Source organism: Parasphingorhabdus sp., assembly GCF_048267785.1.
Classification (GTDB): domain Bacteria; phylum Pseudomonadota; class Alphaproteobacteria; order Sphingomonadales; family Sphingomonadaceae; genus Parasphingorhabdus.
In genome coordinates this window covers 1-20,285 of sequence record NZ_JBLWWU010000015.1, presented here as the reverse complement: position 1 = coordinate 20,285, position 20,285 = coordinate 1, and the positions used below count along the sequence as shown (strand labels likewise).

18 protein-coding genes and 2 tRNA genes are annotated in these 20,285 nt (G+C 55.4%); 11 read left to right on the top strand and 9 right to left on the bottom strand.

The window, feature by feature from the left end:
- Positions 1 to 44 precede the first annotated feature (44 nt).
- From ACN0VD_RS12405 to ACN0VD_RS12395, 3 genes are all read left to right on the top strand, one after another.
- A complete protein-coding gene (locus ACN0VD_RS12405) occupies positions 45 to 356 on the top strand; it encodes an FtsB family cell division protein (protein ID WP_417594696.1) in 312 nt (103 codons plus the stop codon).
- A gap of 118 nt (positions 357 to 474) precedes the next feature.
- Positions 475 to 1,560, top strand: a complete 1,086-nt coding sequence (gene pdhA / locus ACN0VD_RS12400) for a pyruvate dehydrogenase (acetyl-transferring) E1 component subunit alpha (RefSeq protein ID WP_417594694.1) — start codon at positions 475 to 477, stop codon at positions 1,558 to 1,560.
- Entirely contained in the window at positions 1,560 to 2,942 is a 1,383-nt protein-coding gene (locus tag ACN0VD_RS12395) for a pyruvate dehydrogenase complex E1 component subunit beta (RefSeq protein WP_417594692.1), read from the top strand. The genes pdhA and ACN0VD_RS12395 overlap by 1 nt, the downstream gene beginning before the upstream one ends.
- Before the next feature lie 51 nt (positions 2,943 to 2,993).
- Here ACN0VD_RS12395 and ACN0VD_RS12390 read toward each other — a convergent pair whose 3' ends face one another.
- Genes ACN0VD_RS12390 through ACN0VD_RS12380 form a run of 3 tightly spaced genes read right to left on the bottom strand, consistent with a single transcriptional unit; the run spans position 2,994 to position 6,294 of the window.
- Positions 2,994 to 3,701, bottom strand: coding sequence for a TadE/TadG family type IV pilus assembly protein (locus tag ACN0VD_RS12390; RefSeq protein WP_417594690.1), 708 nt, complete (start codon positions 3,699 to 3,701; stop codon positions 2,994 to 2,996).
- A 17-nt stretch (positions 3,702 to 3,718) separates the two neighbouring features.
- Positions 3,719 to 4,324 (bottom strand): TadE/TadG family type IV pilus assembly protein, encoded by a 606-nt coding sequence (locus ACN0VD_RS12385; protein WP_417594688.1) that lies wholly within the window; start codon positions 4,322 to 4,324, stop codon positions 3,719 to 3,721.
- Positions 4,321 to 6,294, bottom strand: a complete 1,974-nt coding sequence (locus ACN0VD_RS12380) for a pilus assembly protein TadG-related protein (protein WP_417594686.1) — start codon at positions 6,292 to 6,294, stop codon at positions 4,321 to 4,323. Before ACN0VD_RS12380 ends, ACN0VD_RS12385 begins: the two co-directional genes overlap by 4 nt.
- A 132-nt stretch (positions 6,295 to 6,426) precedes the next feature.
- On the opposite strand from ACN0VD_RS12380, the gene ACN0VD_RS12375 reads away from it, so the two are divergent.
- Positions 6,427 to 7,098: a hypothetical protein gene (locus tag ACN0VD_RS12375; protein ID WP_417594684.1), complete on the top strand. Its 672-nt coding sequence runs from the start codon at positions 6,427 to 6,429 to the stop codon at positions 7,096 to 7,098.
- 29 nt (positions 7,099 to 7,127) lie between these two features.
- Positions 7,128 to 7,586: a hypothetical protein gene (locus tag ACN0VD_RS12370; RefSeq protein WP_417594682.1), complete on the top strand. Its 459-nt coding sequence runs from the start codon at positions 7,128 to 7,130 to the stop codon at positions 7,584 to 7,586.
- Here ACN0VD_RS12370 and trmFO read toward each other — a convergent pair.
- Positions 7,583 to 8,935 carry a methylenetetrahydrofolate--tRNA-(uracil(54)-C(5))-methyltransferase (FADH(2)-oxidizing) TrmFO gene (gene trmFO, locus ACN0VD_RS12365; RefSeq protein WP_417594680.1) on the bottom strand — a complete coding sequence of 451 codons (1,353 nt, stop codon included), beginning with the start codon at positions 8,933 to 8,935 and terminating at the stop codon, positions 7,583 to 7,585. The genes ACN0VD_RS12370 and trmFO overlap by 4 nt on opposite strands.
- Positions 8,936 to 9,034: 99 nt before the next feature.
- Here trmFO and ACN0VD_RS12360 point away from each other — a divergent pair, with 99 nt between their 5' ends.
- Positions 9,035 to 9,715, top strand: a complete 681-nt coding sequence (locus tag ACN0VD_RS12360) for a lysoplasmalogenase (protein ID WP_417594678.1) — start codon at positions 9,035 to 9,037, stop codon at positions 9,713 to 9,715.
- Here ACN0VD_RS12360 and ACN0VD_RS12355 read toward each other — a convergent pair.
- The 4 genes from ACN0VD_RS12355 to ACN0VD_RS12340 form a co-directional block, all read right to left on the bottom strand.
- Positions 9,706 to 10,542, bottom strand: a complete 837-nt coding sequence (locus ACN0VD_RS12355) for a TauD/TfdA dioxygenase family protein (RefSeq protein WP_417594676.1) — start codon at positions 10,540 to 10,542, stop codon at positions 9,706 to 9,708. The genes ACN0VD_RS12360 and ACN0VD_RS12355 overlap by 10 nt on opposite strands.
- A 116-nt stretch (positions 10,543 to 10,658) precedes the next feature.
- Positions 10,659 to 13,352: a DNA gyrase subunit A gene (gene gyrA / locus ACN0VD_RS12350; protein WP_417594819.1), complete on the bottom strand. Its 2,694-nt coding sequence runs from the start codon at positions 13,350 to 13,352 to the stop codon at positions 10,659 to 10,661.
- Positions 13,353 to 13,521: 169 nt separating this feature from the next.
- Positions 13,522 to 14,226, bottom strand: coding sequence for an SDR family NAD(P)-dependent oxidoreductase (locus tag ACN0VD_RS12345; RefSeq protein WP_417594674.1), 705 nt, complete (start codon positions 14,224 to 14,226; stop codon positions 13,522 to 13,524).
- On the bottom strand, positions 14,223 to 14,981 hold the full coding sequence (locus tag ACN0VD_RS12340; RefSeq protein ID WP_417594672.1) for a YaaA family protein: 759 nt from the start codon (positions 14,979 to 14,981) through the stop codon (positions 14,223 to 14,225). The genes ACN0VD_RS12345 and ACN0VD_RS12340 overlap by 4 nt, the downstream gene beginning before the upstream one ends.
- Before the next feature lie 176 nt (positions 14,982 to 15,157).
- Between ACN0VD_RS12340 and ACN0VD_RS12335 the strand changes: the two genes are divergently transcribed.
- Positions 15,158 to 16,453 (top strand): hypothetical protein, encoded by a 1,296-nt coding sequence (locus tag ACN0VD_RS12335; protein ID WP_417594670.1) that lies wholly within the window; start codon positions 15,158 to 15,160, stop codon positions 16,451 to 16,453.
- Positions 16,454 to 16,498: 45 nt separating this feature from the next.
- On the opposite strand, the gene ACN0VD_RS12330 is transcribed toward ACN0VD_RS12335, so the two are convergent.
- Entirely contained in the window at positions 16,499 to 16,972 is a 474-nt protein-coding gene (locus ACN0VD_RS12330; RefSeq protein ID WP_417594668.1) for an Lrp/AsnC family transcriptional regulator, read from the bottom strand.
- A 178-nt stretch (positions 16,973 to 17,150) separates the two neighbouring features.
- On the opposite strand from ACN0VD_RS12330, the gene ACN0VD_RS12325 reads away from it, so the two are divergent.
- The 4 genes from ACN0VD_RS12325 (at position 17,151) to ACN0VD_RS12310 (ending at position 20,259) form a co-directional block, all read left to right on the top strand.
- Positions 17,151 to 18,824, top strand: a complete 1,674-nt coding sequence (locus tag ACN0VD_RS12325) for a sensor histidine kinase (RefSeq protein WP_417594666.1) — start codon at positions 17,151 to 17,153, stop codon at positions 18,822 to 18,824.
- Between the two features lie 80 nt (positions 18,825 to 18,904).
- Positions 18,905 to 19,891: a polysaccharide deacetylase family protein gene (locus tag ACN0VD_RS12320; protein ID WP_417594664.1), complete on the top strand. Its 987-nt coding sequence runs from the start codon at positions 18,905 to 18,907 to the stop codon at positions 19,889 to 19,891.
- A 111-nt stretch (positions 19,892 to 20,002) separates the two neighbouring features.
- Positions 20,003 to 20,079, top strand: a tRNA-Ile gene (locus tag ACN0VD_RS12315).
- Between the two features lie 103 nt (positions 20,080 to 20,182).
- Positions 20,183 to 20,259: transfer RNA gene (locus ACN0VD_RS12310), tRNA-Pro, on the top strand.
- Positions 20,260 to 20,285 lie beyond the last annotated feature (26 nt).

Here is a 20,285-nt window from a genome sequence, read left to right as displayed (position 1 = left end):
AACCCTCTTGCCAGCGAATCACTTTTCTGATTCAAGGTTGGTCTATGGCACAACGCGAAAAAATCACGGATTTGATAAAAGCGGCTCTCGGGCCCGGATTCGCGCTGATGACTCTGCTTGCGATCGCCGGCTATGCCGTGCTTGGACCAACCGGCGTTCTGGCTTGGGGGGAATATCAGGCAAAGCTGGAAACGCGCGGAGCCGAACTGGCCAAATTGGAAGCGGAGCGGGCTGCTTTGGCAAACCGCGTTCAGTTGCTTGACCCCCGCGGTGCTGATCCTGATTTGATCGGTGAACTGCTGCGCAAAAAGGTAAATGTTGTGCATCCCGATGAAATCATCGTGCCACTGAAATAGCGATCCGCTGTTTCCTTCCGCCATCTCATTTATTTAACCGGTCACTGAGTCTAAATACTTGGGTAACGCAAAAGTTTTGGCTATGCTGTTTGTTCGTAAAAAAAAAGGACCCGCTCGCGTGGCAAAATCTCCCCGGAAAACCACCCCAATCAAAAAACCTACAGCGGCCAAGCGGCCGCCAGCCAAGGCCAAGCCTGTCGTTCATGCAACGGGCGGGTTGAAGGCACCCATCTATAGTGCAACCAAGGCAGAGATGCTGGATTTCTACGAGCAAATGCTGCTCATCCGGCGCTTTGAGGAAAAAGCGGGGCAGCTCTATGGACTTGGCCTGATCGGCGGATTCTGTCATCTCTATATCGGTCAGGAAGCGGTTGTGACCGGCCTGCAATCGGCGATCAATCCGGGCAAGGACAGTGTCATCACCGGTTACCGTGATCATGGCCATATGCTGGCCTGCGGGATCGACCCCAAGATCGTGATGGCAGAACTCACTGGCCGTGCTTCGGGCATTTCCAAAGGCAAGGGCGGTTCCATGCACATGTTCTCGGTCGAGCATGGCTTTTATGGCGGTCATGGTATCGTGGGAGCGCAGGTCTCGCTCGGCACCGGTCTGGCCTTCGCCCATAAATATAAAGAAGATGGCGGCGTCTGTCTGGCCTATTTTGGCGACGGGGCGTCCAACCAGGGACAGGTTTACGAAAGTTTCAACATGGCGGAACTCTGGCAGTTGCCGGTGATCTTTGTGATCGAGAACAACCAATATGCGATGGGCACCAGTGTCAACCGCTCTTCCGCCGAAGACCAGCTTTACCGGCGCGGCGAAAGCTTTCGCATTCCCGGCGTGCAAGTCGACGGCATGGATGTTCTTGCTGTTCGTGGTGCGGTGGAAGAAGTTTTGAAGGACGTGCGTGGCGGCGGCGGTCCGGTTCTGATGGAACTGAAAACCTATCGCTATCGCGGCCATTCAATGTCCGATCCTGCAAAATATCGCAGCCGTGACGAAGTACAGGATGTGCGCGAGAAATCCGATCCGATCGAACGTTTGAAAGCGGCCCTGATCAAACAGGGTGTGAAGGAAGAGGATTTGAAAGCGATGGACAAAAAGGTTCGCAAGACGGTGATGGAGGCTGCAGATTTCGCAGAGGAATCTCCGGAACCGGCGATGTCCGAACTCTATACTGACGTGCTGGTGGAGCAATATTGATGGCGATCCAACTCAAAATGCCCGCTCTTTCTCCAACCATGGAAGAAGGTACATTGGCCAAATGGTTCGTCAAGGAAGGCGACGAAGTCAGTTCCGGCGACATATTGGCGGAAATTGAAACCGACAAGGCGACGATGGAATTCGAAGCGGTCGATGAAGGCGTGATCACGAAAATTCTGGTCGCAGCCGGAACCGATGAAGTTCCGGTCGGTGCGGTGATTGCTGAAATGGCCGGGGAAGACGAAGAGACCGGTCCGGCGGCTGAAGAAAAACCCGCCAGTGCATCGAAGCCGGACGCAAAGGATGAAGCCGTGGAAGAAGTGAAACCGGAAATCGCGGATGTTGCACCGCCAGCCCCGGTCTCGAGAGCAGATGATCCGTCCGTGCCTGCCGGTACCAATCTCGTCTCGGTCACTGTTCGAGAAGCCTTGCGCGACGCGATGGCAGAGGAAATGCGCAAGGACGAGACGGTCTTTGTCATGGGTGAAGAAGTTGCCGAATATCAGGGCGCCTATAAAGTGACACAGGGCCTGCTCGAAGAATTTGGTCCGAAGCGGGTGATCGATACCCCGATTACCGAACATGGTTTTGCCGGCATTGGTGCCGGTGCGGCGATGGGGGGATTGAAGCCGATAGTCGAATTCATGACCTTCAACTTTGCCATGCAGGCGATTGACCAGATCATCAACTCGGCAGCCAAGACCAATTATATGTCCGGTGGCCAGATGCGCTGCCCGATTGTATTCCGTGGCCCCAATGGTGCGGCATCCCGGGTGGGCGCGCAACACAGTCAGAATTACGGTCCCTGGTATTCCGCTGTGCCGGGTCTGGTCGTGATCGCCCCTTATGATGCAGCCGATGCCAAAGGTCTGTTGAAAGCGGCAATTCAGACCCCCGATCCGGTCGTGTTTCTGGAAAACGAGCTGCTCTACGGGCGGTCTTTCGAAGTGCCGGAGATTGATGATTACACGCTTCCAATCGGCAAGGCACGGATCATGCGCGAAGGCAGCGATGTGACGATCGTCAGCTATTCCATCGGTGTCGGTCTTGCGCTCGAGGCAGCAGACAGTCTGGCCGGCGAAGGCATAGAAGCGGAGGTTATCGATCTGCGCACATTGCGACCGCTGGACAAAGAAACGGTGCTCAAGAGCCTTGCCAAAACCAACCGGATGGTTGTGGCCGAGGAAGGGTGGCCGACCTGTTCGATTGCGAGCGAAATTGTCGCATTGTGCATGGAACAGGGATTCGATGATCTCGATGCCCCGGTGATGCGGGTGACCAACGAAGATGTGCCACTACCTTATGCGGCCAATCTGGAAAAAGCGGCCCTGATCGACAGCGCACGGATCATCGCGGCAGCGAAAAAGGTCTGCTATCGATAGACTTGGCGATGGCCCGGGAGCCGGCGCGGGACATTTGTCTGTTCGGGCGTCCTAGCTTGGTGGATTGTCTATCGTTGCGTAGACATTGCATTTCCACAATTGGTTGTTGGGAATCGAACTGGCATTTTTCATCGCGTGGTCGTCACGTTCACGTGCCACGAAGGCACTTTCATAGCGGATGATGGTATTGCCGAAAAACCGGTCGGATATCAGCGGTTTATAATCATATGCGACTTCTGCGAAATTGATCGCGGTTGAACCCGTTGCCGATATTTTCTTCCCGGTTGGTCCGATTCCGGCGGCCAGGCTGGAGTCATATCTTCCGTCACCTTCGGCCCCGTAGGAGGAAGAAAAACTGGTGTTGCCGCCATAACAGCGCTGCCACCGGATCCATTGCCCTTTGGAGGAACCGCTGCGACCGTTGCTTTCCAGATTGGACAATATGATGCGGGCATTGGGAGAGAAATCGATTGCGTCGCCGGTGAGATCTGCGCCGGTGAATATTTCGCGAATATCGGCTTCGTCGATGGATTCCCGTGCGCGCGAAGCGTTATCGGCGACCAGCATTGCAATCTGGCTGACCTGAAGATGGGCGATGGCAAGATTTGCGGTCTCCATGCCAGCCATGCCGATCAGAAGCATGACCGGTGCGGTGAAGGCAAATTCGAGCAGCGCAAGACCACTTGTATCTTCGACGATCGGCAAATTCTTGAACCGCTCGACCATCTGGGTGGCATTGTTTTTCAGTATATTTTCCATGTTCAATCCGCCTCCCTCTAATCCAGTGTTGATATGCAGGTTTCGACGAGATCGACTTGTGCACCAAAAGGTTGATTCCGTACCGCTGTGCTGTTTGATATTACCATTTCTTCATCCAGCCCGATCATCGATGCCAGCGGGAACAGGCGCGGCGATTTAATTTCGATATTATAGCTCACAATATCGTCGGGGCCGCCAGTACCTTCGATGCCATAATCGGTATCGAACACACCATTGCCGTTATTGTCGATAAAGCAGTCCCCGGGATCGACTTCGCCATTGCCATTATTGTCGGTGGTCAGCTTTTCCGGTTTTCCGATATTGGTAAAATCGAAATAGCTCTGGGTGGTCACGGCAATAACAGCGTCGTCGAGGACCAGATCATCCAGGCCATCATTTACCTGTTGCTTGATCTCGGCCACGGTCATTTCGCCGGTCGAAGCATCGCGAGCCACCTGGTGGAGAACGGACTTGGATACGGTATCGACATAGCCGCGATAGCCAAGGTCCATAATGCCGAGCAGCATCAGGATGAACGGTCCCGCCACCAAGCCAAACTCGACCAAGGTCGCGCCACTTTCATTGACCAGAACAGGAATTTTTTTCATCTTCAATCTGGTCATTTCGACAACCTCAGTCCGCCAATGGTTTTCGCGATATCGCCGAACGCGTCCTGCAGTGCGGCGTTACTGGTTGCAGCGGCAGCATGACTTTCACTGGTCGCGCAATTTTTGAGATGCGTCTGAATGGTGCTGCTGTTGGTAAACTGGACAACCCAGATCGTCACACCTTGTGCTTTCACCGCCTGGCACATCAACTGAAAGCGTTGCGCCTGAATTTTCTCATAGTTCGACTGGTTGGTGTTTTCCGGAGCGAGGCGTCCATCCAGCTCGTTATAGCCATAGACGTTATATCTATTGGGAAAGACGTTCAAATCGCCGTCCGTCATGAAGATGAGATGACGAGAGATATTGAATCCGTTTTTGGACTTGGAATTTTCCGTCGCAAACAGGCCGCTCGCCGACAGGAACCGCGCGCCCCAGATCATACCGATAGTATGGTTGGTGTTGCCATTGGGGCTGAGTGCATTGATGTAGCTCTTCAGGCTGCCCGAGTAGATCGTGTTGCCATCGGAATTGAGACCGGGATCGGAATCATAGCTGGCATATTCGGCAAGCCGTCTTCCCGGTGCCGGGCATGACGAATCGTTCGCCGAATTGCCGTTGCGCAGATATTCCACGCCACTCCAGTACGGCCGCCAGCGGGTGGCCTTGCTCTCCGGAATCAGGTCGATATCCAGATCATAGGCGTTGGCGGGAATGGCATTGGTGGTAGCGGTGATATCCGCATAACTGTCACGTTCCTCGATACAGCCATCCCAGCGATCGGTTGGACCGTCGGTGTTATCCGAAGGATTGTTGTAGAGGGTTGGACGCAGTGCCTTTGGATTGCTCGATTTTATTGATGCGACATAGGCCGATACATCATGGTCAAGTTCGTCATATTCCCAGAAGTCGAACTGAGCACCCGGTTGCCAGGTGGTCGTTTTTATCGGGGGCGTATCATATCGTTCGACCTTGCGCTTGCACACCTTGTTGTTCGAGCTTTTCCGCTTGTAGCTGTAATAGCTGAATTCATAATAATAGCCGTTCTGCGTGAGCGGTGTACCGGACCCGTATCCACTGTCGCCCGGACTCCATACAGGAGGCGTGGATTTGTTTTGCCCGAACTTGAATTCGCAGGCATCACGGTCATTGCCGCTGGCTCCAGCGACGTTGATCTGTTCGTAGGTGGTTCGCAGTCCTGTACCAGGAACTTTCCAATGAGCGCGCCGGGTCTGATAATTCCACTCGTCTTCTTCAGCAGTGCCGACGCCACCAACCAGCCAGGAGGGATCTGCGTCATACAAAGTTTCGCCGACGTTGATCATCGCGTTATACGGCATGAAACCATAGCGGATCTGGCTACCCTGTGCGCCACCGCCGCTCCCCAGAATATTGTAGAAATCCTCAACCGCGTCCTTCAGACCGGTTATCTTCTTCAGTGATTCATTGCTGGTGCTAGAGCCATTGGGTTTCCAATTCATCGAACCGGTAACGTCAAGCACCATCATCACATCGACGTTGCCGATGTCCAGACGGCTTGAACAATCCACCTTCAGCTTCATCTTCTTGAAACCAAAAATTTTCATGATCGAGGTGTTCAATGTGGTTTCGGCATAACCGTTCACGGTTTTATCACCGGGGCCATCAACAAATCGTGGGTTGGCACCATCGCTGGTTGCGACAAAGGGGTCGGTATCAAATGATCCCTCGGGAAAGTTGAAATCAAAGAATTTTCGTGCTTCCGCGGCATCGGCAGACGACATTGTAGCCCCGGACATCGCGCGACGACCGGCTAGCGCGCCGGCATCACAGGCCTGTTGCAGGCGGGCCTGCGCCATATAGGCGCGACCAATATCAACGCCGCCGCCAATGATACCGGCGATCGGAAATAATGCGGCGGCTGCCATGGCATAGACATTACCGGCCGTGTTCGACCGTAAGGCCTTTAAAATAGCCCGTGTTGAACTCTTGTCCTTTTTGCCAAGCATTTGCTCCGGCCCCCTGAAATAATCCAATTTGAATATGCCAATTACGGGAAAAAGGGTTAGCGGCGGCGCAACAGGGCTGGTTAAGGTGAAGTTTACCTTGATTTCTGGCAGAAAACTCGCGACCGCAGCGCCATGAGTGATGCGTTGCAAGAGTTGGAACCACTACAGCGGCTGATTATTGCCTATGCAAAATCGGCTGATCGTGACCGCTATGCGCTGGCATTTGCGCTCGATGCGCGATTCGCAGAGATTATCCGTTCGACATCGGAAACATTGATAGGACAGATGCGGTTAACCTGGTGGCGGGATATTTTAACCAAGCCTGCCGCTGAACGACCGGTCGGTGAACCGCTGGTCGAACAAATCAATCTGCTGGAAGCCAATGGAGAAAATCTCGCGCCGCTGTGTGCCTTGCTCGAAGGATGGGAGTTCATGCTTGATGATTTTCCCTGGGACGACCGTCAGTTTGAAAATTATGCCCGTGCGCGTGGTTGCGGGTTTTTCGATTTTGCCTTGCCGGGCACAGAGAGTTTGACGGAAGGTCAGGCTCAAACAGCCAGGGCATGGGCCTTGTGGGATTTTGCCCGTCATTGCTCGGACGCAAATATGCGGGCTTCCGCCTTCGACCGCAGCAGGCGGATATTGCAATCACGGCAGCGTACAGGTTTTGACAGAAGCGGACGACCGCTTTCAATCCTCTGCCAACTGGTGATGCGTGATGTTAGGAAGGGGCAACTGGCTCCCGATCTATATAATCCGGCCAGCGCCGCGCGGATTATCTGGCACGGTATCGCTGGTCGCTAGATCGAGCCGCTGATCCACGGGATCTGCTTATGAAGAAATTTGCCGCCGGTGCCGCCGGGATGATGCTGATGTTGACCGCAGGCCTGTTCCTCTGGATCGGTGCGGAAGGACAGGATATTCCGCTGCCCGCTGCGCCGCCGCCACCGGAACCGGTTGATCCCGAAATTTTGCCCGAGGCCGATCTGGACGCGGAAATGATCGGTCCGGCACCGCCAAAAGCTTACAAGCCTTCTCGCGAGGAAATGCGGTTCAATCGTTATGACCGCAATGGCGATGAGATTATCACCCGTCTCGAGATGTTAAGCAGCCGCACCGATGCTTTCCGCAAGCTCGACAAGGACGGCAATAATCTTTTGACCTTCGAGGAGTGGGCCGTCGCGACCAGTGACCGGTTCGCTGGCGCGGACCGGGATGGTAACAGTCAGCTGACCCGAACCGAATTCAGAAGCACGCGCCCCAAGCGCTCGGCGCCCAAGTGCAAATGCTAGGCGAGCTGCAGACCTTTTGATGACAGCGGCTGCAACCACAAGGCAAAGTCTTCGCGGGCTCGCGCGGTATAGGCTTCCTTGCGTTCCTTCTTCTTCACGCGCTGTTCGAACGGAGGAAAGAGACCGAAGTTGACGTTCATCGGCTGATAGTCGCGGGCATCGGCACCGCCGGTGATATGCGACAGCAGCGCGCCGAACGCGGTGGTCTGCGGGGGCAGGGTGAACGGCTCGCCGCGGATTTCCGCTGCGACCATTCGGCCGACCATCAAGCCGACCGCCGAGCTTTCGACATAGCCTTCACAGCCGGTGATTTGTCCGGCGAAACGGATATGCGGTGCTTTCTTGAGCCGCAGCTCCTTGTCGAGCAATTTCGGCGCGTTGATAAATGTATTGCGGTGGAGGCCGCCCATCCGGGCGAATTCGGCATTTTCAAGGCCGGGAATGGTCTTGAGCAATTCGACCTGCGCGCCGTATTTCAGCTTGGTCTGGAAGCCGACCATATTCCAGAGTGTGCCAAGCGCGTTGTCCTGACGGAGCTGGACGACGGCATATGCCTTGCCACCGGTGTGACTGTTGGTCAGACCCACGGGCTTCATCGGTCCAAAGCGCAGTGTCTCGGGCCCGCGCGAAGCCATGACTTCGATCGGCATGCAGCCTTCGAAATAGGGCGTGTCTTTTTCCCATTGTTTGAAGTCGGTCTTTTCGCCCTCGAGCAGGCCCTGGATGAAGGTCTTATACTGCTCCTCATCCATCGGACAGTTGATATAGTCCTTGCCATCGCCTTCCGGCCCGACCTTGTCCCAGCGCGACTGCATCCAGGCGATGTCCATATTGATACTGTCTTTATAGACGATCGGGGCAATGGCATCGAAGAAGGCCAGCGAATCCTCGCCGGTGGCGGCGCCGATACTTTCCGCGAGCGTCATCGCGGTGAGGGGGCCGGTGGCAACAATCGTCAGACCGCTTTCGGGCAGTTGATCGATCCGCTCGCGGACAATCTCGATATTGGGATGCTCGCTCAGCCGTTTGGTTACGCCTTCGGAGAAATGATCGCGGTCGACAGCCAGTGCTGATCCGGCCGGCAGGCGGTGCTTGTCGCCTTCCCCGATGATGATGGAATTGAGGTCGCGCATCTCCTGATGCAAAAGTCCGACGGCATTTTTTTCGGCATCGTCCGAGCGGAAGCTGTTCGAGCAGACCAGTTCGGCAAGGCCATCGGTCTGATGCGCGGGCGTCATCTCGCCGCTACCCCGCATCTCGGAAAGGCGGACTTTTACACCCTGTTCCGCGAGTTGCCATGCTGCTTCCGACCCGGCGAGCCCGCCACCGATAATATGTACATCTGTCATGGGCGCCTTAGTGTTGTGGTAAGACTGCAAAGTCAATCTGGCAGTCACGCTTGTTGCGTGATAGAGGCGATTTACAAGAGAGGGGACCATGACATTCCGATGAAACACGCATTTGCCGAATCCAGACCGTTTCTGTTGCTCAGCCTGTTGTTCGGCATCAGCTATTTCTTTGTTAAGGATAGCAATATTCCGGGCTTGTACCTGATGGCCTGGAAAGGAGCGGGCGTCGGATTTCTCGCGATTTATGCGCTGGTTCGCCTGCATCGTCTGGACGGCAAGATTGTCGGCGGGATCATGGCGCTTGGCGCGATTGGCGACATGGCTCTGGAATATGACCTGATATTGGGAGCGGCAGCGTTTATGGCCGGCCATTTGCTGGCGATTGCCTTCTATTCCCGCTTCCGCCGCCACCAACTGGGGTTCAGCCAGAAAGTCTTTGCGATCATATTGGTGCCGCTGTCCGTGCTGATCGCATGGATCTTGCCATCGGACCGGGCTGCCGCTGCGGGTATTGGAGTCTATTGCCTGTCGGTCGCGGCAATGGCGGCGATGGCCTGGACGAGCCGCTTTTCACGCTATCAGGTTGGTATGGGGGCGGTGTTGTTTCTGGTTTCCGACTTGCTGATATTTGCCCGCATGGGACCATTGGAAACCAGTATCATTCCCGATCTTCTGGTCTGGCCCTTATATTATTTCGGCCAGTTCATGATTGCTACGGGGATTGTCAGGACGTTACGCCATGAGATGGCCGCGGACAGCGCTGATCCGGTTCACGCCTGATAGGCCGCAATCGTGGTCCGGTGCAACAACCGGTCATGGCCGTCATAGCCACCGGTCGCGCAATGCAGCAGCGAGCGATTGTCCCACATGATCAGCATATTTTCCTGCCATTGGTGACGATAGACAAATTCGTCTCGGCTTTGCCAGGCGTATAATTGCTGGAGCAAGGGCAGGGCGTCTTGCTGTTCCATGCCCTCAAAGCCGATAATATAACCGAGACAACTGAACAGTCCCGGCCGTCCGGTCTCTGGATGTTCGCGGATCAACATGTGGGTCTGGGTTGCGCGCGCGGATTCGTCGGGTCGGATGGCCATGCTGCGCCCCTCGTCCTTTTCACCATAGGCACCGTCAGGCGCGTAGGCCATTTGGGCGCTGTGGATCGCGGTCAGACCGTCATATTGCGCGCGCATTTCGGATGGCATGGCGTCGAGCGCGGCATGTTGATTGGCGAACAATGTATCGCCGCCGACCGGCGGGATCGTGATTCCCAGAAGGCAGGTTCCCGCTGGTGGCTGCGCTTGAAAGCTCCAGTCGCTGTGCCAGTTTTCGGCGAATAGCGGGCTTTTCTCGTCGGCATCGCGGCGGATCGCGGCGATATGCTGGCGGCCCTCGATCGGATCGAAAAATGGATCATGTCCGAAATCGCCGAAATAGCGCGTGAATCGTTCGAGATCGTCGTCATCCATGGTCTGATCCGGGAAGGACAAAATATGATGTTCGAGCCATGCAGAACGAATTGCGGCGACCATGTCAGCGGAAAGCGGTTGCGTCAGGTCGACGCCCGTCACTTCGGCCCCGCATGCCTGGTTGGATGCTGTGACCTTCATTGGCTTTCCCCTCGATATTTTTCCGTTCGTGCTGAGGCTTTCGCAACACCTCTTTCTAGTGAGAGGCCTGTTTTCGCAAGACGTCCTTCGACAAGCTCAGGACGAACGGTATTGGATCATTCTTCTGTATCTTCCGGTGTGTCATCTTCCGGCGTCGTGACATCTCCGTCCGAGACGCCCTGATCGACCATTTCCTCGACCACGGCTTCTTCTGCTTCGTTTTCCGGCTCTTCTTCCTCGTCAATCTTGGCCGCGCCGACGACATGTTCGCCCTTCGCAACGTCGAATAATTTCACGCCCGAGCTATTCCGCCCGATCACCCGCATGTCCGCGACTTTCATGCGGATCAGCTTGGCCTGGTCGGTGACCAGCATGACCTGCTCATCGTCAGACGCGCGGAAACTGGCAACGACCGTGCCATTGCGCTGGATATTGTCGATATTGAGAATGCCCTGACCACCCCGGCCCGACTGGCGATATTCATAGGCGCTCGAACGCTTGCCATAGCCGTTGGCGCAGACGGTAAGGATGAAATCCTCATTTTCAGAGAATTCCGCCATGCGTTCTGCGGACAGTTCCGGCTTATTCTCATTGTCTTTCCATGCCGCGGCCTTGAGATACTGGTCACGTTCCTCGGTCGATGCATCAAAACCACGCAGAACCGACAGTGAGATGACTTCGTCATCGCCTTTCAGTGCAATACCCCGAACACCGGTAGAGGTCCGGCTCTGAAAGGACCGCACGGCGTCACCGGCGAAGCGAATGGCCTTGCCGTTTTTGGTTGCGAGCAGGACGTCGTCATTGTCGGTCAGCAACTCCACGCCGATCAGGCGATCGTCGCTGCCTTCATCAAATTTCATCGCGAATTTACCGTTGGACGGCACATTGGTGAAGCTGTCCATACTGTTCCGCCGCACATTGCCCTTTGCGGTGGCGAACATGACGTGAAGATCAGCCCATTCGGCTTCGTCTTCCGGCAACGGCAATACGGTGGAAATGACTTCCCCGTCCGCAAGTGGCAAGAGGTTGATCATCGGACGTCCCTTGGTCTGCGGACCGCCTTCCGGCAGTTTCCAGACCTTGAGGCGGTAGACCTTGCCATGGTTCGAGAAGAACAGAACCGGCGTATGGGTCGAGGTTACGAACAATTCGGTGACGGCATCCTCATCCTTGGTCGCCATGCCGGCGCGGCCCTTGCCGCCGCGGCGCTGGGCCCGGAACGTGTCGAGCGGGGTCCGCTTGATATAGCCGCCATGGGTGACGGTCACGACCATTTCGGACCGTTCCATCAGGTCTTCGTCTTCCAGACCATCCCAGGCAGCGGTGATTTCGGAGAGTCGCGGCGTGGCAAATTGATCGCGCACTTCCTCCAGTTCTTCGCGCATCACGGCATAGAGTTTTACCCTGTCCGCCAATATTTCGAGATATTCCTCGATTGCGGCTGCCAGTTCTTTTAGCTCGTCGCCAATTTCGTCGCGGCCCAGCGCGGTCAGCTTTTGCAGGCGCAGATCCAGGATCGCTTTGACCTGTATCTGGGACAGCTTGTAGACATCGCCCTCGACCTCGGTTTCCGTCGCCTCGACCAGCTTGATATAGCCCGCAATCTCGGCAATCGGCCACTCACGAGCAAGCAATGATTCGCGTGCTTCGACCGGGGTTGCGGATCCGCGGATAATCCTGACGACTTCGTCCATATTGGTGACCGCGACCACCAGTCCGAGCAATACATGCGCCCGGTCCCGGGCCTTGTTCAGTTCAAACTTGGTCCGCCGGGTGATGACTTCTTCGCGAAAAGTGATGAAGGATTCGATGATGTCACGCAAATTGAGAACTTCTGGCCGACCGCCACGAATGGCGAGCATATTGGCCGGGAAGCTCGATTGCGCGGGCGTGAAGCGCCAGATCTGGTTGAGCACGACATCTGCCGTTGCATCGCGCTTCAAGTCGATCACCACACGCACGCCAGCGCGGCTGGACTCGTCGCGGATATCGGAGACACCCTCAATCCTTTTGTCCTTGGCCGCTTCGGCTATTTTTTCAACCAGCCCGGATTTGCCGACTTGAAACGGGATAGAGGTCAGAACAATCGAGCGCTTGTCGCCCCGGCCTTCCTCGATCTCGTGGCGGGCACGCATCATGATCGATCCGCGTCCGTCCTTGTAAGCAGCACGGGCCCCGGATTGGCCCAGGATCAAAGGTGCGGTCGGGAAATCCGGTCCTGGAATGATTTCGATCAGCTCGTCGATCGTGATCCCGGGATTCTCAATATAGGCTAGGCTGGCGTTTATCACCTCGCCGAGATTATGCGGCGGGATATTGGTTGCCATGCCGACCGCGATACCGCCAGCGCCGTTGACCAGCAGATTGGGGAAGCGGGCGGGCAGAACATTCGGCTCCTGTCGGCTGCCGTCATAGTTGGGGATGAAATCGACTGTATCCTTGTCGAGATCGTTGAGCAGGAAATTGGAAACCTTGTTCAGCCGTGCTTCGGTATAACGCATCGACGCCGGCATATCCGGGTCCATCGATCCGAAATTCCCCTGACCGTCGATCAGTGGAACGCGCATCGACCAGTCCTGAGTCATCCGGGCCAGCGCCATATAGATCGCGCTGTCGCCATGGGGGTGATAGTTGCCCATCACGTCACCGACAATTTTTGCGCTTTTGCGATAGGGCCGACCGGCAACCATGCCGCCTTCCTGTGAGGCAAATAAAATCCGGCGATGGACGGGTTTGAGGCCATCGCGAACATCGGGCAGCGCGCGGCTGACGATGACCGACATGGCATAGTCCATATAACTGGTTTTCATCTCATCGACGATGTCTACCGGTTCGATACTGGAGGGCGACGGTGGAGTGGTTTGTTCGTTCACAAACGGGCCTTTTTCATGGGTTTTTTCTTGCTGATTCCTCTAGGGGATCGGACCGGTAAAAGCCAGCCTTTCAGGCCATTTTTATATTAATATTGCACTGCCGAAATCAGGGTTTGATTTCCGTACCGTCCCACGCAAAAATCTTTCCGCTGTCAGCGGGTTCCAGGCCATCAAGAACAGCCAGAAGCTGGCGGGCGGCGCGACCGCAACCGAACAGTTTTTGGGGCGGAACATTGTCTTGAAATGGGGCGCTCAGATCTGTGTCGACGGTGCCCGGATGCAGAGCAACGATTATCGAACGTTGGTTCTTGCGCGACCATTCTATCGACAGGTTGCGGATCATCATGTTGAGTGCCGCCTTGGACGAACGGTAGCCGTACCAGCCGCCGAGCCGGTTGTCGGAAATGCTGCCGACGCGGGCAGAGAGAGCAGCAAATTTTATGGTCCCGTCTCGTAACATCAGCGGCAGCAAATATTTGGCGATCAGAGTCGGGCCGATCGCATTGACCTGATAATTTTTTATCAGCCAGGCGGTGTCCAGCTGGCGGAGGCTTTTTTCCGGTCCGTTCCTCTCGTCGTGGAGCAGCCCGGTCGCAACAAAAACCAGCGAAGGGGCGATGTGATGATCCCTAAGCCATTTCGCCGCCGCGTCGATGCTGCCCTCGGAGGTCACGTCTAGCGGTACGGGGCTATCGCCGGAGCGGGACAGCCGGACGACGGCTTCATATTCGCCGCCGGTCTCCAGTAGATCGGCGACGGCGGCGCCAATCCCGCCGGACGCGCCGATCACCACCGCGGATTTTCCGGTCATGTCCGAACGAAGTGCAAGCTGCTCTCGGTGCTGCCGTCTGCGTCATAGCGGTAACCGTCATAGTCGAAACCCTTGAGTGCTTCGGGATCGGTCAGATGGTTTTCGCAAATGTAACGCGCCATCATACCGCGGGCGCGTTTGGCTTCAAAGCTGATGAATTTGGGGCCGTCGGGACTATCCTTGCGGAAATCGACTTCTATGATCCGCGCGGGCAATTTCGCCACGTGGGGTTTGACCGATGCCCAATATTCGTTGCTCGCAAGATTGACGATTGTTTCGGTCTCAATTTGCCGGAGATCTGCGGCAAGCGCGCCCGCAATCTTGTCTTTCCAGAAGTCGGTCAGCTTGTTGTAGCGCGGTGCCCATTTTGTGCCCATCTCCAGACGGTGGGGGCGGATCGGATCCAGCGGGCGGAGCAAACCGTAAAGACCGGACAGAATCCGGAGATGATCCTGGGCAAAGGCCATTGCTTCCTCACCTATGCTGGCCGCCTCGAATCCGGTATATACGTCACCATTATAAGCGTAGATCGCAGGCCGTTCGGGTTGCGCGAAAAAATCGCTGTACCGCCGCCGGTTGAGCGCAATCAGATTGTCGGAAACCGGCATGATTTCCTTCAATTTCTTTACGGTCAGATTGCCAATGGCTTTGGCCAGTCTTTCGGTTTCAGCAGGAAAGCGGTTTTCGGTTGGCGCAACCGATGGAATGGTGGACTCAAAATCAAGTGATTTGGCGGGAGAAATAATTGCAAGCACGCGATTTTACCTCATTATACGATGTGGGAGGGATGCGGTTGCCACTGTTCAACCTCTATTCAGCGGATTCCCTCTAGGAAATAGGTGAAAGCTTGGTAATAAGGCCAAGAGTGTGTGGTGCAACCATATTCCGGGGAACTCGTTTCTCCCACATAATCATCATCCGGAGGATATACATGCGTTTTTTATCTCATTTTTCCATGGCCGTTGCATTGGCGACTGCCGGCACGCTGGCGCTGACGGCGATGCCGCAGGACGCGCAAGCGGCCAAACCGAAAAAAGAAAAAAAATCTGAAATCAAAATTAGCAAAGAAGTCCGGCCAAAAGTGGCTGAAATTCAAAAGGCCATGGGCTCGGACGCCCCAGCAACCGCGAAGCCGCTGGTGGAAGCGCTGCTTGCCGAAACGCTGGGACCGGATGATCGCTACGTTGCCGGCCAGTTGGCCATTCAACTCGGCGGTACGCTGAAAGACACCGGATTGCAGGAAAAAGGCATCATCGCGTCGCTGGAAAGTGGTCGCACCGGACCGGAGCAATTGCCTGCGTTCAACTTTTTCGCCGGTAACTTTGCCTATGGCGCTGATCGTTGGGCCGACGCCGCCAAATGGTTTCAGGTTGCCTATGATCTTGGCTATCGCCAGAATAACATAGAGCCCCTGCTGGCGGAGACCTATTTCAAGAGGAACATGCATACCGAAGGCCTGGCGAAATGGGATGAAATCATCAACAACGCCAATGCGTCAGAAACCAAGCCACCGGAAAGCTGGTACAGGCTGGCCCGTGACCGCGCGTTGGCGAGCGGTAATATGGGACTCTACTCGACATGGGCTGCCAGATGGGCTTCCGCTTATCCGTCGGGTGATTCATGGGGCGATGCAGTGGCAGCCAGTCGCCGTACATCGCAAGCTGACAGTGTACAAAATCTCGAAGTATTGCGGTTTATGAAAGCAACCGGTTCGCTCAAGACTTCTGGCGACTATAAGGAATTTGCGGAAGAAGCGCAGCGCAAAAACCTCTTTGGTGAAGTGGTCGCGGTTCTGGAAGATGGACAGCAGAAGGGGATCGTCAGTTCCACCAGTCCTCTGATTGCAGAGCTGCTCGCACCGGCCCGCCGCGAAGTGGCTGCAGACAAGAAATCACTGCCTTCCGATCCATCTGGCGTACGCGGTTCCGGGAGCAGTTCGGTGATGATGAATTTTGCCGATGTCTGGTTGGGCTATAAGGATTATGGCAAGGCCGTGACTTTTTATAAGTCAGGTCTGTCGAAATCGGGGGCTGACGTGAATCGTGGCTATATGGGCATTGGTACAGCCGAAGCCTATGCCGGTAATTATGCAGCAGCAACCGAGGCGTTTACCAAAGTTTCGGGAACCCGCGCTCCGCTCGCGAAGATGTGGCAGACGTGGATAAGCCAACAGACAAAGCCAGCCGCTTCGGCGGCAGCTCCGGCTGCGGCGGAGCCAGCGAGCTAGTCTCTATAGGTTTGAAGATTAAAAGGGCGCTTTTGGCGCCCTTTTTTATTGATTGATCGGGACGCCAGGGAGATGCTTTGCCGACCTGATGGTGAGCGACGTTTTTACGCTGGCGACATTTGGCGCCGAAGTAAGCTGGCTGGTCAGAAAACTCTGGAACTGCTGGAGATCCTTGGCGACCACCTTCAGCATAAAATCGATTTCACCGTTCAGCATGTAGCATTCGCGTACCTCGGGCAGTTTTTGCACATGGTCCTCGAACGCCTGCAAATCGATTTCTGCCTGACTTTTCAGGCTAACCATCGCAAAGACAGTGATCGTATATCCCATTTTGGCAGGGTCGATCGCAGCGTGATAGGATTTGATGACATTCGCTTCTTCCAGCGCGCGCATACGACGAAGACAGGGAGGGGCCGTTAAGCCAACACTATTAGCAAGTTCGACATTGGTAATCCGGCCATCAGTTTGCAGCCGCTCCAAGATCTTAAGATCGATTTCATCAAGGGTAATGTCAGCCATGGTGAAGTAATTTCCGTTCGCGAATCATTTGATCTGTATAATATAATAAGTCGCCCAAGCAACGCTTTCTCCCATGTCCCACATTGTGACGCGAAACTTTCATGGCTTCCAGTGGCGGCGCGAAAAGGTTATCGGTCAGTTAACAGTTGTGAATAACCAAGATTTTCAGGATCAAATATTGCGCTTCGATGACCGCCTGACCACCGTGCTCAAGGGGAGCCTGCCAGAAGGCCCGGCCGCTGCCACGCAATGGCGACAGGTGCTCGATCTACTGGCCCAGAAGCCGGGAGATCTGGGCAATCAGGAGGTGCAGGCGGGACTTACCCGATTGCGCGATTTGCACAGCCTGGTCGCCGAAGCGGACCGGGTAGCAGCGGTGCAGGCGCTCAACGGCAGATTGCGTTCGGCTCCTTTGCTGGTTTACCTGAGCGCCGACACTGATGCTGTCTGCGATGCTGCCATCGCTGCGGCCGATCTCTCGCCGGAAATATGTGCCGATGCGTTTCCGCGGCTATCCGAACGGGCGCAGGCGCACTTGCAATCACAGGGATTTGGACTTGCGGACAAAAAGAGGGAAGAAGGTGCCCCGGCGTCGCTGGGCGCGATCCATCCTGTCAGCGACAGTCCTGATAAAAAGGCGGACGATGATCTGCCAGAAAATAGGTCCGAGGTTTCTGCCGGGGCAGATGAAGCGTCCCAGATCAGCGCGCTGGTCGAGAAAATTGCCGACTATCAAAAAAACCGCACCGCTGAAACGCCACAGCCTGCGAAAAGCAGCGGCAGCAACACAAGCTATTTTGTCGAGTCGCTTGAGACGATCAGATTCGAGACCGACGAGTCGGGGACGATCGTCTGGACTGAGGGGCCTCCGAAAGGCGCAATCGTAGGGGTCACCATAGCACAGCCCGCGTTCGATGAAGGACCTGGCCCGGACGCTTATGGTGCCGCAGCTTTTCGTCAGCGGATGCCGATGGAAAATGCCCGTATGCGCCTGTGTGGTGCATCCATCGTGGTCGGCGACTGGCGGATGAGCGCCATTCCCTTTTTCAGTGATGAAACCGGTCGGTTCGAAGGCTATCGCGGTATCATGCGGCGACCGAATATTGCCGAGGATGCCGGTCATCGTAATATCGATCTCGAACGACGGGAACAGCTCCAGCAACTGATCCACGAACTGCGGACGCCGCTCAACGCTGTGATCGGTTTTAGCGAAATTATCGAACAGCAACTCTTCGGACCTGCTTCCTTTGAATATCGTTCGCTCGCGCGCAACATCATGGATGAAGCGCGACGACTGCTGGCGGGGTTTGAGGATCTGGATATCGCGGTGAAGGTTGATGCGGGACAATTGCCTGAGTCGACGGGAACCACCAGAGCGGACTGGTTGTTCGAGCGGATGACGCAGCGGCTGCAGGGACTGACTCAGAGCAAGGCTGTGGAACTGAATATCAACAAAGCGGAGCCCATTCGGCCGTTTGCGCTGGACGGTGAATCTGTCGAACGGATATTTGCCCGATTATTGTCGGCGGCGATCATTTCCTGTGAAAATGGCGAGATTCTGAAAGGCGAGCTACGGACACGGATAGGCCTGCACCCGACCAATCAGTTCACTCTGTCGCGGCCCTCCCGGATAAAGGATATTGCCGAAAGCATATTGCTCGATCCGTCGCAGGGAATCGACGACGATGGCGGGGAATCATCATTGCTCGGCCTTGGCTTCTCGTTGCGTCTGGTAAGAAATCTGGCGCAAGCGGCCGGCGGATCGCTGACGATCAACCAGGAAAACATTGCCTTGACCCTACCGGCAGCGACGTCTAGCAAAATTACCATTCGGGAAACGGAGCTGGATTAAGCGTCCCGTCGATAATGTAATTTTCGACAATGATCTGCCAAATGGAGTCGTCTGGAATTTCTGTTCAAGAACATCAGCCGATGAAAATCCATGGACAGGATCGTCCTGTGCGATGGTCGGCGGAATTCGGAAGACGCTTTCTGATATCGGTAGACACGGAAGAGGAATTCGATTGGGATGCCCCGTTCCAGCGTAGCGGACACACGACCATTTCCGTGCCCATGCTGCGAAGATTTCAGGAGTTTATCGAGAAATACCAGGTCAAACCGGCCTATTTTGTCGACTATTCGATCATCACGAATCCCGAGGCGGTGGCGTTTCTCAAAACTGTCGCGGAGCAGAAAACTGCCGAAATCGGCGTTCATCTGCATCCCTGGGTCAATCCGCCTTTTGACGAACGGGTGAATGATCATAACAGCTTCGCCGGCAATCTGCCAAAAGAACTGGAAGAACAGAAGCTTGTGGAACTGCGCGATACCATTCGCGCCAAAATCGGCATCACGCCCACCATCTACCGTGCCGGTCGATATGGTATTGGGCCGCATACGGCTGAACTGCTGATCAAGCACGCCTTTGTCATGGACAGCAGCATCCGGCCGCGCTTTGACTATAGCGGGGAGGGTGGACCGGATTTTCTGGCGGTCGGTTCCGAACCATTCTGGTGGGACGGAGACAAACAGCTTCTCGAAGTGCCGCTTACGACTATCTATTCGGGCCTGTTGCGCAAGCAACCGGGGCTCGTGGCGGCGCTCATGGAAAAATCACCGCTTGCCAATGCTCTGTTGTCGCGTAGCAAGATGCTGGAACGCATTCCGCTGACTCCCGAAGGGGTTTCGGCGCGCGAAACCAAGGAAGCCATAGACGTTGCGCTGGACGATGATCTGCGGTTGCTGGTTTTTTCTTTTCATTCTCCGTCGCTGTCACCGGGGCATACACCTTATGTGCGGACCGCTGAAGATCTCGATGGCTTTTACGACTGGTGGCGGGAGGTTTTGGATCATCTGCAGACGCGAAATGTAAAGCCCGTCGATATCCATGAACTGGTGCAGGCGGCTGCGGGCGCTTAGCATCTCATTTTTATCAAACTGACGAATTGCGATGATCGGTCTTGCCAAATCATCACGGCTTCCGCTATCGCACCATCCCATTGAGATTTGCCTGAAAAAAGCTGCTCATACGGGCCTGTAGCTCAGTTGGTTAGAGCTGGCCGCTCATAACGGCTAGGTCGGGGGTTCGAGTCCCTCCGGGCCCACCATATTTTTTTCCCATGCCGCGAATGGCTCAGTTTGAGCAGCGGCAAAAAGAAGCGTAAAAACCCTTTGCTTTTCCCAAAAGCACCGCCTAGGGGAAGCGCGCGTCGGGGAGTGGCGCAGCCTGGTAGCGCACCTGTTTTGGGTACAGGGGGTCGCAGGTTCAAATCCTGTCTCCCCGACCATTTTTTCTCAAAGTTGAGCATTAATC

Excerpts from the sequence above, each read along its gene's own strand:
- ACN0VD_RS12385 (WP_417594688.1), bottom strand. The coding sequence starts at position 4,324 with ATGACCAGATTGAAGATGAAAAAAATTCCTGTTCTGGTCAATGAAAGT.
- ACN0VD_RS12360 (WP_417594678.1), top strand. The coding sequence starts at position 9,035 with ATGAAACACGCATTTGCCGAATCCAGACCGTTTCTGTTGCTCAGCCTG.
- ACN0VD_RS12405 (WP_417594696.1), top strand. The coding sequence starts at position 45 with ATGGCACAACGCGAAAAAATCACGGATTTGATAAAAGCGGCTCTCGGG.
- ACN0VD_RS12380 (WP_417594686.1), bottom strand. The coding sequence starts at position 6,294 with ATGCTTGGCAAAAAGGACAAGAGTTCAACACGGGCTATTTTAAAGGCC.
- ACN0VD_RS12345 (WP_417594674.1), bottom strand. The coding sequence starts at position 14,226 with ATGACCGGAAAATCCGCGGTGGTGATCGGCGCGTCCGGCGGGATTGGC.
- ACN0VD_RS12335 (WP_417594670.1), top strand. The coding sequence starts at position 15,158 with ATGCGTTTTTTATCTCATTTTTCCATGGCCGTTGCATTGGCGACTGCC.
- ACN0VD_RS12370 (WP_417594682.1), top strand. The coding sequence starts at position 7,128 with ATGAAGAAATTTGCCGCCGGTGCCGCCGGGATGATGCTGATGTTGACC.
- gyrA (WP_417594819.1), bottom strand. The coding sequence starts at position 13,352 with ATGAAAACCAGTTATATGGACTATGCCATGTCGGTCATCGTCAGCCGC.
- ACN0VD_RS12395 (WP_417594692.1), top strand. The coding sequence starts at position 1,560 with ATGGCGATCCAACTCAAAATGCCCGCTCTTTCTCCAACCATGGAAGAA.
- ACN0VD_RS12330 (WP_417594668.1), bottom strand. The coding sequence starts at position 16,972 with ATGGCTGACATTACCCTTGATGAAATCGATCTTAAGATCTTGGAGCGG.
- trmFO (WP_417594680.1), bottom strand. The coding sequence starts at position 8,935 with ATGACAGATGTACATATTATCGGTGGCGGGCTCGCCGGGTCGGAAGCA.
- ACN0VD_RS12355 (WP_417594676.1), bottom strand. The coding sequence starts at position 10,542 with ATGAAGGTCACAGCATCCAACCAGGCATGCGGGGCCGAAGTGACGGGC.
- ACN0VD_RS12390 (WP_417594690.1), bottom strand. The coding sequence starts at position 3,701 with ATGGAAAATATACTGAAAAACAATGCCACCCAGATGGTCGAGCGGTTC.
- ACN0VD_RS12320 (WP_417594664.1), top strand. The coding sequence starts at position 18,905 with ATGAAAATCCATGGACAGGATCGTCCTGTGCGATGGTCGGCGGAATTC.
- ACN0VD_RS12375 (WP_417594684.1), top strand. The coding sequence starts at position 6,427 with ATGAGTGATGCGTTGCAAGAGTTGGAACCACTACAGCGGCTGATTATT.